This window comes from Roseovarius tibetensis, assembly GCF_050896375.1.
GTDB classification, from domain to species: Bacteria; Pseudomonadota; Alphaproteobacteria; order Rhodobacterales; family Rhodobacteraceae; genus Roseovarius; species Roseovarius tibetensis.
In genome coordinates, this window is record NZ_JBPBBB010000062.1 from 1 (window position 1) to 13,091 (window position 13,091).

Genomic DNA, 13,091 nt, shown 5'->3' on the forward strand with positions numbered 1-13,091 from the left:
CAATGACCGGCAGGCTCCGGGCGCATCACCGCCGGTCTCTGCCTTCCCGCCACCCCTGCGGCTCTGCGTTTCTGAAGACCTGAACTTTGCCCATGCCGGGCGATGAACAGGAGAAACCAAATGACAGAAACAGCAACGTCCCCCCGATCCAGCAAACCTTCCCTGCTGAGCGGCTGGATCAGCCGCCTCGATCTTGCTTTGGAGCTCGGGGTCACAGTCGAAACTCTGCATCGCTGGGAAAAGTTGCGGTTCGGGCCGCCCTGCGTGCGGGCCGGGCGCAAGATCTATTACCGTCGCGAGGCGGTGCAGGACTGGCTCATGCAGCAGGAAGCGCCCGCTCCCGGGCGCCGGGGAGGCCGTCGATGACCGTACCCATGCCCTTCCGCAAGACCCGCCACCGCGACGAGGCCCGCCAGGACTGGATCGAGGAGCGGCTGCGCGAGGCGCGTATCGTCGTGGCTGACGTGGTCCACCACTCCGATCATATGGTCCGTCTCGCCTGCAAGGTACTGGTCCGGCATGGCCAGACGCCCGAGGAGCGCGAGGACGCCCGGCTCCTGCTGGTCGTCCTCGATGCGAAATCGCCAGGGCGCGTCGATCGCGCCCAGCCGGACCGGGAGGGCAGTCGATGACGCGACGCAGGACACCCGAGGCCGATCTGCAGCGCGCTGTGGTCACCGCGCTACGTTTCTCACTGCCCAAGACCGCGATCATACACCACTGCGCCAATGAGGTGACCGAACCAGGGCCACGCGGCGCGAAACGCCAGGCCATCCTGGTCGGCATGGGCGTCCATCCCGGCTTTGCCGATCTGATGGTGCTCTGCGACGGGCGCGTGCTGTTTCTGGAGCTGAAGACTCCCAGGGGCCGGCTCAGCCCAGCGCAAGCGGGGTTTCGCGATGCCGTGCAGGCGCAGGGCTTCGGGTGGGCGCTGGTGCGCACGCTCGACGATGCGCTGGGTGCACTCGCGGATCATGGGCTCACGACCCGCGTCGCGAAGCAAGATACCGCTCAGCGCCCAGCGCGGAGGACAGCCCCATGAGCCATGCTGCTACCAACTGGGCCATCCAGCAGCGTGGGCTTAAACCCACCACGAAAATAGTGCTCTGGCATCTCTGCGACCGCTTCAACCCGGATTATGGCTGTTTCCCCTCGCAGAGCCGGCTTGCGCATGATTGCGAGATCAGCCGCTCCACGCTGAACGAGCATCTTGCCTTGCTCGAAACCGCCAGGCTGCTGCGCCGGGTCAAGCGCCTGCACCCCGTCACGAAACGGCAGATGCCAACCCGCTACATCCTGGGCTTCGAGCCAGGCTTCACACCGGATACGCCAGACCCATGTCCGGAAACCGGACACGGGATCGCCGCGCGTGACGCTGACAGCCCGGAACCCGACGAACGCGCTCCAGAGGCAGGCGCGGCAGCAGTCGATACGGCTCTCCCGTGTCCGAGATCCGGACACGGCTCGGACGCGCGACCCGTGTCCGATTTTGGCCCCGACCCGTGTCCGGAAAATGGCCCGACCCGTGTCCGGAATCCGGACACTAACCCTGTAAGGGAACCTTTAAGGGAACCAGTAAAGGAGGAGGAGGACGCGCGAGCGCGCGAATTCGATTTTGATCGGTTCTTTGCAGAGCTGCTCAACGCGCTGGGCTTTGCCCCCAACGCCGCGCTGCCCGCCTGGTGGCAGGGCTGGCCGCCCCGCGAGCATGTCCGGCGCTGGCGCGATGATCTTGATCTCAGCGCAGAGGCGATCCTCGCTGTGGCCGAGGAAACGCGCCACGACCACCCCGACCCGCCGGACGGGCCCAAGGCGCTCGATCGCGCCATGCAGCGCGCCGCCCAGCGTCAGGCGCAGCGAAGGTCTGGGTCCGAGAAGCCCAAAGACCGCCAGGCAGGGCGCAGGAGGGGCCGCAAGACCGCGTCAGGGCCTCCGCCCAGCGACGACGAGCTGGCGGCCTTCTATGCCGGGATGGTGAACTCGGATCAGTTCCTGCCGCCCAACATGATCAGCACCACCATGCGCGACGCCATGCTGGCCCGCGGGCTGGTCACGGCGGACCGGTTGAGAGCGCGAGGTGTGCTATGAGCCGGTTCGACCGCAGGCTGTCCAGGACGCCAGCCCAGCGCGGCGCACGTGGCAAGCTGAAGGGTGCCATGTCCGTCCAGCAAGCGCTGGAATGGGCCTTCGGCGTCGAGAAGGCGCAGCTGGAGCTGCCCGAGCCCTCCGATCCCGAGCGCGCGCATCGCTCCGGCTTCGGCCTGGAATACGTGCTGATCCAGCAGGCCGCGCTGGGCTGCAAGGTCGATGGCGGGCGCTACAAGATCGGCGACCACACCCATGAGGATGCCGAGGTCATCGCCGCCACCGTCGCGGGGCTCCCCGACAGGCTGGGCGGCAAGCGCATGGCGATCCGGATGGCCGAACTGGCGCGCGCCGGGCTGACGCCGGACTGGATGCCCGGCGCCGTGCCAAAGTGCGTGCCGGTGGACACCAGGCGCAACAAGCATGGCGAGCGGGCGAAAACTGTCGTCGTCGGGACCGCGCGCATTCGTGTCAGAGGCCCAACACCTCGTGGCACATGGAAGACGATTGAGATCCTTGCCTGCCCCGTGACGTTCTCGCCGCATCCCGAGCAGATCGCATCTGCCCGAAAGGATTATGACGAATGGTGGCAGGCGCTGGGCTGGGTGCGCGACGGGCTGATCGCGGGCGGGATGTTGAGGGAGGTCGCGGTGACAGGGGTGATGCCGAAAGCGCGGCCGTGGGAACCGAGGTGAGCGGCGTTGGGCATTGATATTGGGCACTTGCTGCGCCATGGGCGAGCAATGACAATAGGCATCATGGAGCCGCGAGTTCAGACATGCAGCGACTTACCCCGGCTCAGCGCGCAAGCGGGCCAAAGCCTAGATACAAGGATTGTCATCGCTGCTGCATTGCGATCCGTAGAACCAGCCATTGGCTGCGTAAGCACAAGTATTCATCAACCGCAGGGGCTGGCACTGGAAAGATTTTCCCGTAAAGTCAGGGTCTTGAAATACAGACACGCACGATCTGACTGACGTGAGGCACAGGCCACGGCGCGACCAAATCGGCTACCCCCTTTCAACACAGAAAACTGCGACTTATCTGCAAGATGTTAATAAAGAGGTCGGCTTTGAACACACATGAAACGAAACTCCCGCCGATTGATCCGACGCGTGCTGCCATCATCGAGAAATTTGGTGGCGAGATCGCCGCTATCGATCCCATTGGCGCGCAGGTTTCGGGAATAGACCTGTCCTCCAAGGACGGACTGCCGCCCGAGGCTGTCGACGTCCTGGAGCGCGAGATGGCGGAACGCGGCTTTCTCGTGTTCAAGAACGAGAAACAGCTGGATGCCGAGGATTTCCTGCGCGCCAGCTGTCTGTGGGGCGGCAAGGAATTGCACAGCACACATGGCGTTCACCCCGAGACGCCCGGCGGCAACCCCCACATCTTTCGCCTGTCCAACGATGAACGTCACGGCATTCCGGATGTCGGGCCGCAATGGCACAATGACGGCAGTTTCCTGCCTGCCACCTTCTCCCATTCCGGCTATCATATCATTCGCCCTGCCGAGAATGGCGGCGGCACGCATTTTGCGCACCAAGGACTTGCCTTCGAGGCGCTGCCCGTGGAGAGGCAGGAACGCTGGAGCCGACTGTCCTCGGTGAACTCCGCCTCGGGTGTTGTGCACCCCTTGGTGCACGAGCACCCCTTGTCCGGGCAGAAATGCATCTGGCTGCATCTGGGCATGACGGGCGCCGTCATCGAGAAGCTGCCGGATCGGGACGGTTTCAGCCTCCTGGACGCCGAGGATCTCAAGCAGCTCTGCCACGACTACAACGACATCCTGAATGCCGGGCTCAGCGACGGATATGCTGTCGCATACGAGTACCACGAAAACGACTGTGTCTTCATCGACAACCTTGCCGTCGCGCATCGGGCGGCGCCCGAAGCGCATATGCCTGTGGAAAAACAGGGCTTGCGGATCATGCATCGTAGCACCGTGAAGGGCGTTCGGGATCTTGCGCCCGCTTTCGACCTGCCGCAGCATGTGAAGATCGACGGCCCCAACCCGATCGGCGAGGGCGTCTGGCAAGGCGGCGGTGTCGGCTTCCGCTGGCAAGACGGTATTCCCATGCGGAACTGACCTGCCATTCGCGCGTATTTCGGATAAAAGAAGAGCACACCATATCGCTCGCCCTACCCGGGTTGGCGTCCATCGCAGAATGTTTCCAGACCGGAGATCGACCCTATGTCAGGACCCTTGCACGGATTTCGGGTCATCGACCTGAACGCGTAGAAGGATCCTGACATGCTGTCGATCTTCGGACTGCGTGGGGCTCACTTCGACGATGCGCGGGAGGCACCCCCATGCGGACCGCATTTTATCGCGCCTTTTTACGCAAGGACAAGAACTGTGACGATGGCCCCGCCAGCTTAGGAAATAAGGATCTTTCACCCAAATCACCGAACGACGTCGCAAGAATACGCTGCGAAAAGGCGACCCGACCTTGAAGGATACGAGGCCGGGTTCGTCAGAGGCGACGGCAGGTGGCGACCCGGCGGGTCAGGCGGCGTCCTTGCCCGCCTTTTTCCACGAAAAGCCCTGGAATGCCTCATCCACCGGTGTCTCGGCGAGGTGGTTGGTGTAGTTCGACATGACCTTCTGCGACAGGCCAAGGATCACCTCGAGAACCTGACGCTTGGTGAATCCTGCACCGAGAAATGCCTGCAATTCGGTCTCCTCGACATGGCCGCGGCCACGGGTGACAGCCAGCGTGAAACTGCGCAGTGCCTCGAGCCGGGCATTCGGCAGCGGCGTCTCGTCGCGGAGCGCGTTATCGATCGCATCGTCCACCTTCATCCGTTTGGCAATGCCGCTATGGGCGGGCACGCAATAGGTGCAGTTGTGCTCGACATTGATGGTCTGCCAGACCACGGTCAACTCGTCCTTGTCGAAGCTGGTCTGCTCGGCGAACATCTGGTGAAGCTGCTGATAGGCCTGCAAAAGCGCGGGCGCCTCGGCCATCACGGCATGCAGCCCGGGAATGCTGCCAAACGCCTTCTGGGAATTTTCGAGCATCGGGCGGCTGTCTTTGGGGGCAGTTTCGATCGTGTGCATTTCAAAGCTGGTCACGCGGGTCTCCTTGCTGTTTCTTGAGTGATCGTTCAAGTAACTTGCCTAACTTTACACGTGCCAGTATACAACAAACTTCTTGAGCGATCACTCAATCGGGATCGAGGTGTGAGACATGGGCAGATCGGCCATCCATGACCGGGACGAAGTGCTCCACGCGGCAATGGACCTGTTCTGGGCGCGCGGCTATCACACCACATCGCTGAAGGATCTCGAACGGACCCTCGACATGCGACCGGGCTCGATCTATGCCGCCTTCGGGTCAAAGCAGGCGCTCTTTTGCGCTTCGCTCGACCGCTACGCTGCCATCGGACAAGCGACATTGGCCGAAACGATGGTCAGGGCGCCAAGCCCGATCAGCGGGCTTGCGGCGCATGTGCGGATGATCGGCCGTCTGCTGTCCAGCGATCCGCCCTCGCGCGCCTGCATGCTGGTCAAGACCCTGCTGGAAACCCCGGATCACGATCCAATGCTGCGCCAGACTGCCGAGGAAATGATGCGCGAGGTCGAGATGACATTTGCGGACGCCTTTCGCCACGCGCGCGACGCCGGCGAGATCCCACCCGGCTCGGACCCGGAGCGATTGGCAGCGCGGCTGCAAGCGTCGATCTTCGGACTGCGCGCTTATGCGCAGCGCAGCGATGCGGCCGAGACCGCCGGGATCCTCGCGGAGGATATCGCCCGCGAGATCGAGGCGATGGCTGGCTGACCAGGGAACCATCTTCAAAGCACGTGTTCAAACATCATATCCGGGCGTTGATCGCCCTCGCGCACGCCACCAATACGGGGTGGGGCCTGTCTTCACGAAGTCTTGCGTTTGAAATTCGGAATGTGTTCGACCCACGCGCGCATGTCCGGATAGGTTTCCTGGTGGTGGCACCAAGGATGAAAAGATGCGTCTTGTCGAACACGTGATCTGGATATGCGCGCTTGTCTTGCTGTCCGCTTGCGGACGCCCTGTCACGTTTTCGCAGCTGTCCGAGGGGGATGCAGAGCGCAGCGAGGCCTTCTACTACGTGACCGACCGCGCGTCCCAACGATCCCAGGATGGCGGCATTGCCTATACGACAGAGCGGAGCCCGGCCATGACCTTCGGCGTGGCGCAAATCGCGACGGACACGGTCCGGCCAGACCTCGAAGGGTTACACGAAATCAGGCGGTTTCCACAAACGCCGCTGCCGTTTTCCCAGGATCGTGGCATCATCCTGCCGGATGCTGAGGCGACGCTGGCCTACAATGCCGCCAAGGCGGATATGCGCCGCACCCTTGCCAGCGCCCTGCAGCGCAGCGGACAACGCGAGATCCTGTTCTACGTGCATGGGTTCAACAGCCTTTTCGAAGAAACGCTGGAGACGACGGCGCGGCTCTGGCACGTCACGGGACGCGATGCCTTGCCCGTCGCATATAGCTGGCCTGCGGGAAATCCCGGCGCGTTCGGATATTTCAAGGACCGCGAAAGCGGTGAATTCTCGGTCTTCCACCTCAAGGAGACCTTGCGGCTTCTGAAGGATGTGCCGGGGCTGGAGCGTATTCACATTGTCGCGCACAGCCGTGGCAGCGACGTGGTGACCACCGCATTGCGCGAGCTTGTCATCGAAGAGCGGGCCGCGGGGCGCAATCCACTGCAAACGCTGAAGGTCGAGACGCTGATCCTCGCGGCCCCAGATCTGGATTTCTCGGTGGTCCGCCAGCGCCTGATCGCCGAACATTTCGGACCCGCTTTCGGCCGCATCACGGTCTACATGAACCCGAATGACGGGGCGCTCGGCCTCGCACAACTCCTAATGGCGGGTACTCGCTTTGGCCGGCTGTCCTTCGATGCGCTGGGCGAGACCGAACGCGAGATCTTCCGGCGCATCCGGAACGTCCATTTCGTCAATGTCAGCGCCGTGACCGGACAGTCGAGCCACAGCTATTTTCGCAACAATCCGGAGGTGCTGGCGGATCTGGCCAAGGTGATCACCACAGGCACACCGCCCGAAAGCCCGTCGCGCAATCTTGAACCGCTCGAGGCCAATTTCTGGCGGCTGATCCTGCCCCCCGACCCGGCGCCCCGCACGTCGCCCATCGATCGGTGAACGTCCCCATGACTGAATTGTGACGGAGTTCGTGTTGCTCTGCGTTGGATTTCTCGATCAACACCGTTTAATGATGGGTTTGATCGCACGGAAAAGAGACGCCAAAGTGACAACCGACACCGACACCGCGGCCGAGGCCGAAAACGACCTCAAGAAGGCCCTTTTCGAAGCCATTCGGGCCTATTACCCCAAAGGAGTGCCCAATCTTTACCGTACGCTTGGGGTCGCCCCGAACGTGCTGGCCGGGTTCGTGCAGCTTGACGACAAGCTCATGAACGGAACCCTCGATGAGGGAGAGCGGCTGATCGTCGGTCTGCTTACGGCGTTGGAGAACGATTGCAACTATTGTCGCGCCGCGCTTTCCAAGGAGGCGGTCGAGGCCGGCGCGACGCAGGAGGCTGTCGAGGCGGCGCTGACCCGCGCGCGTCTCGATGACGATCGGATGGATGCCCTGATTACCGCCACGATGCGCGTGCTGGAAACGCGCGGCCGCCTTCCAAGAGCGGAAATCGACTGGTTCGCCCGGCGCGGGTTCGGCCATGCGGCGCTGGTCGAAATCATCGGGACGGTTTCCGAATTCACCATGGCGACTTACGCCAACAACCTGATGCGCACTCGGATCGATCCGGAATTCCGCGGCTACGGGTCCATCGGTCAGAAGAACTGAACCTGCCTGTCAGTCTGGCTCAGACCGCGTCAGGGATGGTGACGCGGAATCGCGACCCCTTCGGGCCGCTATCCATAACCGACATCGCGCCGCCGTGTCGCGCGGCCAGTTCGCAGCAGATCATGAGGCCCAGCCCGCTGCTGCCTTCGGAAAGGTCGGGCTTTTCGCGGTTGAGGTTCTCCCGGATCGAGTCCGGCAACCCCGGCCCGTCATCGGTGATCGTCAGGATCGCCCGCCCATCGTCGCGCGCGCCGTAGATGCGCACGGTCTGCGCCCCCGCCTCGGCGGCGTTCCGCACAAGGTTTAGCAGTATTCGGTAGATCTGGTCGAAATCGGCATCCAGCACCGTGGCGTCTTCATCCGCGTCGTCCATGACCACTTGTGTGCCGAGGCCGCTTGGCATGACCACGGTGGCGGTCACCTCTTCGACCACATCCGCCAGCAAGAACCTTTCGCGACACGGCGCTTCGCTGGCGATCTGGCCGGCGTCGATGGTTTGCTGGCACATGGTGATGGCGCGCTCGAGGGACCGCGCGATCACGTCGGCGCTTTTGCGGACCTGCGCATCGTCGTTCTCTGCCAGCCTGTCGGCCAGAAGTTGCGCCGTGGTCATCGCGTTGCGCAGGTCATGTGACAGCTTGCGCACCGACTGGCCCACCTCTGCAAGTTTCTGGCCGCGCAGGTCGCGCAGCTGGATCAGGATGCAGTCACGTCCCTGCACGTGCAGCGTGGTGGCGCGGGCTTCCGCCGGCACGAAGCTTCCGTCGCGACAGCGACAGGTCAGGTTGTCGTCCTGCCAGCGCCCATGGGTGGTCACTTCCTGCAGGAATGACTTGAGGCGCGGCAACTCGTGCGGGTGCAGGTCGCTCGGGCTGAGCGTGGCAAGGTCATCCAGCGAATAGCCCAGCAACCGTGCCGCCGCCTGATTTGCGGCCAGAAAGTTCCCATCGACACGGTCGACGAGAAATGCCGGGTCGTGCAACTCCTGAAACAACGATGCGAAGGCGTCTTCGCTTACGGCTGTTGTTGTGGAAGCGTGCATTCCGAGCCTTTGCCCTCGATCCCTGCATGCAACGCTAACGAAAGCGTGAGTGGCCCGCAATGCAGTCTGTCGCGTACGTTCGCGTACGATCACGCCGAAAGGTCTGGTCTGTGTCCCATATGGCCCAACCTCTTGGAAGCTTGTCGCGTTTGATCGATCATGTGAGGTCAGACGTGACACGTCCACGATTTGGCCGGGGCAGACCCGGCTGTGGTCCTCGACGATTTCGAGCACGCGAAACCGCCGGCACTTTACGCGCGCGATGCAAGACACAAGGCCAGTTGTCGCGTCTGTGCTGGAAGGTGGCGAAAATTGGCTCGCGCGTGTCGCGGACGCGGGAAGACGGACCGCCCGGAGCCCTACCCGGCGCGCGTTTTCACAAGGTCGCTGATGCCGACATAGCCGCGATCATGGCGGTGGCGACCCGCCATCTCGACGGTCGCCGGATCGGAGCCGATGCCGAGGCCTTCGACGAGCCGGTTCATCATCGCGAATACGCCGCAGACGAGGTTCGCGCCGGTGATGGCCGCCTCGGGCCAGCCGGCATCGAGGATCGCGCGGACCTCCGCCGCGGAGGCCGCACCGGGCTCGAGGGTAAGCGTGCGCAGGTATCGGTAGACGGGCTTCATCGCCTCCGGAACGGGCGCAGTTGACGGGTCCTCGACAAGGGCGGTCACCGCCGCCGGGTCGGCGCCGAACCGGGCGGCGGCCGCGCCGTGCGAGGCCTCGCAGAACACACAGCCGTTCAGCCGCGAGACAAAGGCCGCCATCCGTTCGCGCTCGCCGGCCGAGAAGGGCGAATTCGCCCCGCGCATGACCGCCTCGGCGAAGACATGCAGGCGCTCGAAGATTTCCGGCGCGGTCGCGAAGACGTCGATCAGCGTCGCGTTCGGCAGGGTAGGAAGATGGCTCATTGATCGGATGTCTCCTTTGCCGGTCCGCGGGCCCGGTCGGCGATCGCCTCGAAGATGATGTCGAGCTCTCCCGCCGCCGCTTCCAGATCCGCGCCGCCCTCGTCGATATAGGGGGCAAACACAAAGCCCGGCGTCTTGTAGGAAAGCGTCCCGGTGCCGTCGGCCTCCTCGCTGACGTAGAAGCGGACCGGGGCCTCGATCATGGCCGCCGTGCTCAGCCGGAGGATCCGCACCGCGAAGTCATTGCGGAAGACGCCGACGACCCGGTTCCCCGGGATCTCGATACCGCGCGCCGCCGCGGCCCCGGTCGGTCCGGCCTCGGTGACGAGGCCCATTTCCTCGGCACGTATGGCCGCCTTCAGGTCGGAGAGCAGCGTCTGGTAGGACTTCTGCGTGGGGTGGACGCGCCAGCCCTCCCGCGGCTCCAGCGCGAGGACCGGTGCCGCGAGCAGGAACACGGCGAGTGCGAGGGTGGCGGTGCGGACCATCTGCGAGACCTCCGGTCGTTTGCGGTTCACTCGGGGTGATGGATCGGCGCGCCGGGATTGAAGGCGCGGAAGGCGAAGGCGAAGGGGATCTTGTGCACGACGGGGTGGCGCGCGCCGTCCTCGCCCACCCGCATCACCGTGACGGAGCCGACGTCCCGGCCCTCGGCGATGCGCGCACTGTCGAGGGCGGAGGCCTGCCCTGGGCGCCAGCTGAGCTCCAGGTCGCCGGCGCGTAGCCGGCCCTTCTCGCGCAGGAGCGCGAGGCTCCAGGCCTCGGCCCGCCCCGTCACGGTGACGACGCGCATCAGCGGCGACCCCGGCCCGTCATAGCTGCCGTCGTAGAGAAATGGGCGCGAGGAGGCGTCATAATCCTCGTAGGGGTTGAGGCCATAGGCGCGGCGCGACCCTTCGGGCGGGCGCAGGACGCGGCCTTTGGGGTGGCGTTTCGCGAAGTCGGCGAATGATTCCATGAGCGAGGGCACGGCGTCGAGCTCGTCGCCTGTCTTCTCGCCCACGATGGCGCGTCCGCCGTATTGCTGCCACCAGCTCTCGGTCGCGCGGTCGTACATGACCAGATCTGAATGGCGGAGCTTGCCGGTGGTACCGAAGGTCGTCACAGCCCCGTCCACGACCCGCTCGAACACGATGCCCGTATTGCAGAGCGGGCAGTAGGTGACCGCGACCGGCGTGCCGCCCACGGTGTCGTTGACGATCTCGTGCCAGATCAGGATCGAGAGAGGATAGGCGCGCGCGTCGCCCCTTATATCGAGCGAAATCACTGGTTCGCGCGCGGCGATGCGGTCCCGCGCGGCCGCCACCGGCTCGAAGCGCGGGTCCTCGATCGGCGGGATGCCGTCGCGTGGCGGACCGCCGGAGCGGATCTCGGAGAACGGGACCGCGTGCCGGTCGAAATCGGTCTCCGGCCAGGCGTCGCGCCAGCGCTCCACCGGGCCGGCGGCGACCGATCCCGCCGCGGCCAGCCCGAGCGCCAGCGCGAGCGCCGGGAGGGTGCCCCTCATCGGGGCGCGTCCCCCCGCGGCCGGCCGCCCGCGGGTCATTCCGCGGCCTCGACGACGGGAGGCGCCCCGTCGTAGGCCATATCGAGGTCGATCTTCGCCAGCTTGGGTCTTGCGTCGGCGGTCATTGGGGTCCTTGTGCGTGAGAGTGAGGATGAGCAGCCCGTCAGTTCGACACGCGGGCCTCGGGGACCGGGTAGCCGAGCCCGCCCTGGTGGCCGTAGGCACCCTGATGACATTCACTGCAGGCGGTCATCACGTTGACCGCTTGGGGTGTGCCGTTCGGCGCGACGAGCATGTAGTACCAGTCGTCGGTCTCGGGCGAGGTGCCGGCAGCGACCTTCTCCATCAGGAAGAGCGGACCCTTCTGCACGTTTCCCGTATCCGTGACCGCGAAAGACTCCTTGGCAATCACCGTGCCCGCGGGAATGTCGGGGTCTTCCGCATACTCCAGGTAGGCCTCGTCGCCCGTATCGTTCACCCAAGTCAGCAGGAAACGGTTGCCGTGGAAACCCGGTGCGGCCGGGATCGTGCTGGCCCTGGTCCAGTCGCGGAAGTCGCTCACATACTCGGCGGGGATCCAGCGCTTGTCGCCCTGCGCGTAGCCCGCCTGCAGCTCCTCGGCGATGCAGGCATAGACGGTCTCGGCCTCGGCACCGGTCAGTTCGGCGCCCGGCTTGCCGGGATCGCAGTTATCCTGCGCCTGCGCGCCGGTTGCGGCGGCGGTCAGGGCGAGCGCGGCTATTGCGGTGAGTGTGCGTTTCATCTTTGATCCTCTCTGTCGTGCTTTTTGGTTATCCGGCATCTTGCGGCTTCTAAGACGTATGCTACGGCTCCAATACTGCGAGATGAAATCACTCCTGATCACGAATGCTTGCTCCATCGAAAGGCAAAAAATCCGCCCCAGGTACGTGTTGACCGGTAAGTGATCGGCGCGATCTTACGGTAAGACGGCATCGTAACCGCAATTTCTGTCGCGCGGCGCCCGCAGCCTCTCAAGTGCCGCAGATGATCTCGTCGCCGAAGGTGACGCGTTTAATCCGAGATCAAAAGAGCGTCGCATGTTCAGGCCGCGCTCATACCTGAGCCGACATACCCATCGCGTCGCCATCTCAAACACCCGCCTGATCAGCGTGGACGCCGAGACCGTCGCGTTGCCATGGAAGCTTCACCGGATAAAGTAGACTGATAAGAACAGGCATGCATGGAGCCGATGTCGCTTTCGCATGCGGTCGTCCGGATATCGCTCGCGTGGCTAGTCGGACCATCCGTCAGCCCACGACAGGGGCGAAGCGGTAACGCGCAATCCCATCTACAAGATGTTCAATCAGCCACATCGCGAGGAGGAAGGCAAGCAGGCAAAGCCCCAAGTTTACGGCTGTCTGGACGCGGCGCTTCCAGCGCCGGTCGAGCTTGGCGAAGAGAGGCACTTCGGGACGCAGCAGGAGACGGGATGCAAGCGCACCAAACAAAAGCAGGCTTGCCGCCCAGTAGATCAGGTCGAACCAGATCGAACCGGCGTTCACGGCGAGGAAGCGCAGGAAACCCACGACGAGAGTCCAGCGCATGATATTGAACGCCTCATCGACGAATGTCTCGAATCTTTGTCCGAGACGGGTGCGAAACACCTCGTCGGATAGGTTATCTATACCCCTAACCTTCCAAAAACCGAAATTCTTGGTGGGTTATGACGCGGAAATTTTCTGACACCTGTTCGCGGAA

Annotated in this window: 16 protein-coding genes and 1 pseudogene; 10 read left to right on the plus strand and 7 right to left on the minus strand. The window is 63.9% G+C overall.

The window, feature by feature from the left end; genetic code table 11:
• The first annotated feature begins 120 nt into the window (after positions 1-120).
• From ACROSR_RS19115 to ACROSR_RS19140, 6 genes are all read left to right on the plus strand, one after another.
• Positions 121-366, plus strand: a complete 246-nt coding sequence (locus ACROSR_RS19115; RefSeq protein WP_432687481.1) for a helix-turn-helix transcriptional regulator — start codon at positions 121-123, stop codon at positions 364-366.
• Complete coding sequence (locus ACROSR_RS19120) at positions 363-632, plus strand: hypothetical protein (RefSeq protein WP_432687482.1); 270 nt, start codon at positions 363-365, stop codon at positions 630-632. Before ACROSR_RS19115 ends, ACROSR_RS19120 begins: the two co-directional genes overlap by 4 nt.
• Positions 629-1,042 (plus strand): VRR-NUC domain-containing protein, encoded by a 414-nt coding sequence (locus ACROSR_RS19125; protein WP_432687483.1) that lies wholly within the window; start codon positions 629-631, stop codon positions 1,040-1,042. Before ACROSR_RS19120 ends, ACROSR_RS19125 begins: the two co-directional genes overlap by 4 nt.
• Complete coding sequence (locus ACROSR_RS19130) at positions 1,039-2,088, plus strand: helix-turn-helix domain-containing protein (protein WP_432687484.1); 1,050 nt, start codon at positions 1,039-1,041, stop codon at positions 2,086-2,088. Before ACROSR_RS19125 ends, ACROSR_RS19130 begins: the two co-directional genes overlap by 4 nt.
• Positions 2,085-2,780: a hypothetical protein gene (locus tag ACROSR_RS19135; protein ID WP_432687485.1), complete on the plus strand. Its 696-nt coding sequence runs from the start codon at positions 2,085-2,087 to the stop codon at positions 2,778-2,780. Before ACROSR_RS19130 ends, ACROSR_RS19135 begins: the two co-directional genes overlap by 4 nt.
• Before the next feature lie 377 nt (positions 2,781-3,157).
• Positions 3,158-4,174: a TauD/TfdA dioxygenase family protein gene (locus tag ACROSR_RS19140; protein WP_432687486.1), complete on the plus strand. Its 1,017-nt coding sequence runs from the start codon at positions 3,158-3,160 to the stop codon at positions 4,172-4,174.
• A gap of 420 nt (positions 4,175-4,594) precedes the next feature.
• Here ACROSR_RS19140 and ACROSR_RS19145 read toward each other — a convergent pair whose 3' ends face one another.
• Positions 4,595-5,164 (minus strand): carboxymuconolactone decarboxylase family protein, encoded by a 570-nt coding sequence (locus ACROSR_RS19145; protein WP_432687487.1) that lies wholly within the window; start codon positions 5,162-5,164, stop codon positions 4,595-4,597.
• Positions 5,165-5,279: 115 nt separating this feature from the next.
• On the opposite strand from ACROSR_RS19145, the gene ACROSR_RS19150 reads away from it, so the two are divergent.
• The 3 genes from ACROSR_RS19150 to ACROSR_RS19160 all read left to right on the plus strand — a co-directional run bounded on the left by ACROSR_RS19150 (position 5,280) and on the right by ACROSR_RS19160 (position 7,909).
• The gene (locus ACROSR_RS19150) at positions 5,280-5,873 is read left to right on the plus strand and encodes a TetR/AcrR family transcriptional regulator (RefSeq protein WP_432687488.1); all 594 of its coding nucleotides are present in this window, start codon (positions 5,280-5,282) and stop codon (positions 5,871-5,873) included.
• A gap of 184 nt (positions 5,874-6,057) precedes the next feature.
• Positions 6,058-7,242: an alpha/beta hydrolase gene (locus ACROSR_RS19155; protein WP_432687489.1), complete on the plus strand. Its 1,185-nt coding sequence runs from the start codon at positions 6,058-6,060 to the stop codon at positions 7,240-7,242.
• Positions 7,243-7,348: 106 nt separating this feature from the next.
• Complete coding sequence (locus ACROSR_RS19160; RefSeq protein ID WP_432687490.1) at positions 7,349-7,909, plus strand: carboxymuconolactone decarboxylase family protein; 561 nt, start codon at positions 7,349-7,351, stop codon at positions 7,907-7,909.
• Positions 7,910-7,928: 19 nt separating this feature from the next.
• On the opposite strand, the gene ACROSR_RS19165 is transcribed toward ACROSR_RS19160, so the two are convergent.
• From ACROSR_RS19165 to ACROSR_RS19185, 5 genes are all read right to left on the minus strand, one after another.
• Positions 7,929-8,951: an ATP-binding protein gene (locus tag ACROSR_RS19165; RefSeq protein WP_432687491.1), complete on the minus strand. Its 1,023-nt coding sequence runs from the start codon at positions 8,949-8,951 to the stop codon at positions 7,929-7,931.
• A 359-nt stretch (positions 8,952-9,310) separates the two neighbouring features.
• Positions 9,311-9,865: a carboxymuconolactone decarboxylase family protein gene (locus tag ACROSR_RS19170; protein WP_432687492.1), complete on the minus strand. Its 555-nt coding sequence runs from the start codon at positions 9,863-9,865 to the stop codon at positions 9,311-9,313.
• Positions 9,862-10,353 carry a DUF302 domain-containing protein gene (locus ACROSR_RS19175; RefSeq protein WP_432687493.1) on the minus strand — a complete coding sequence of 164 codons (492 nt, stop codon included), beginning with the start codon at positions 10,351-10,353 and terminating at the stop codon, positions 9,862-9,864. Before ACROSR_RS19175 ends, ACROSR_RS19170 begins: the two co-directional genes overlap by 4 nt.
• Before the next feature lie 26 nt (positions 10,354-10,379).
• Complete coding sequence (locus tag ACROSR_RS19180; RefSeq protein WP_432687494.1) at positions 10,380-11,372, minus strand: DUF3179 domain-containing protein; 993 nt, start codon at positions 11,370-11,372, stop codon at positions 10,380-10,382.
• A 163-nt stretch (positions 11,373-11,535) separates the two neighbouring features.
• Positions 11,536-12,135 carry a cytochrome P460 family protein gene (locus ACROSR_RS19185; protein WP_432687495.1) on the minus strand — a complete coding sequence of 200 codons (600 nt, stop codon included), beginning with the start codon at positions 12,133-12,135 and terminating at the stop codon, positions 11,536-11,538.
• Positions 12,136-12,445: 310 nt separating this feature from the next.
• Between ACROSR_RS19185 and ACROSR_RS19190 the strand changes: the two are divergent.
• Positions 12,446-12,550: pseudogene (locus ACROSR_RS19190) on the plus strand (transposase); the annotation flags it as partial.
• 90 nt (positions 12,551-12,640) lie between these two features.
• On the opposite strand, the gene ACROSR_RS19195 reads toward ACROSR_RS19190, so the two are convergent.
• A complete protein-coding gene (locus ACROSR_RS19195) occupies positions 12,641-12,997 on the minus strand; it encodes a hypothetical protein (protein WP_432687496.1) in 357 nt (118 codons plus the stop codon).
• Positions 12,998-13,091 lie beyond the last annotated feature (94 nt).

Excerpts from the sequence above, each read along its gene's own strand:
- ACROSR_RS19115 (WP_432687481.1), top strand. The coding sequence starts at position 121 with ATGACAGAAACAGCAACGTCCCCCCGATCCAGCAAACCTTCCCTGCTG.
- ACROSR_RS19120 (WP_432687482.1), top strand. The coding sequence starts at position 363 with ATGACCGTACCCATGCCCTTCCGCAAGACCCGCCACCGCGACGAGGCC.
- ACROSR_RS19125 (WP_432687483.1), top strand. The coding sequence starts at position 629 with ATGACGCGACGCAGGACACCCGAGGCCGATCTGCAGCGCGCTGTGGTC.
- ACROSR_RS19130 (WP_432687484.1), top strand. The coding sequence starts at position 1,039 with ATGAGCCATGCTGCTACCAACTGGGCCATCCAGCAGCGTGGGCTTAAA.
- ACROSR_RS19135 (WP_432687485.1), top strand. The coding sequence starts at position 2,085 with ATGAGCCGGTTCGACCGCAGGCTGTCCAGGACGCCAGCCCAGCGCGGC.
- ACROSR_RS19150 (WP_432687488.1), top strand. The coding sequence starts at position 5,280 with ATGGGCAGATCGGCCATCCATGACCGGGACGAAGTGCTCCACGCGGCA.
- ACROSR_RS19155 (WP_432687489.1), top strand. The coding sequence starts at position 6,058 with ATGCGTCTTGTCGAACACGTGATCTGGATATGCGCGCTTGTCTTGCTG.
- ACROSR_RS19165 (WP_432687491.1), bottom strand. The coding sequence starts at position 8,951 with ATGCACGCTTCCACAACAACAGCCGTAAGCGAAGACGCCTTCGCATCG.
- ACROSR_RS19170 (WP_432687492.1), bottom strand. The coding sequence starts at position 9,865 with ATGAGCCATCTTCCTACCCTGCCGAACGCGACGCTGATCGACGTCTTC.
- ACROSR_RS19175 (WP_432687493.1), bottom strand. The coding sequence starts at position 10,353 with ATGGTCCGCACCGCCACCCTCGCACTCGCCGTGTTCCTGCTCGCGGCA.
- ACROSR_RS19180 (WP_432687494.1), bottom strand. The coding sequence starts at position 11,372 with ATGAGGGGCACCCTCCCGGCGCTCGCGCTGGCGCTCGGGCTGGCCGCG.
- ACROSR_RS19185 (WP_432687495.1), bottom strand. The coding sequence starts at position 12,135 with ATGAAACGCACACTCACCGCAATAGCCGCGCTCGCCCTGACCGCCGCC.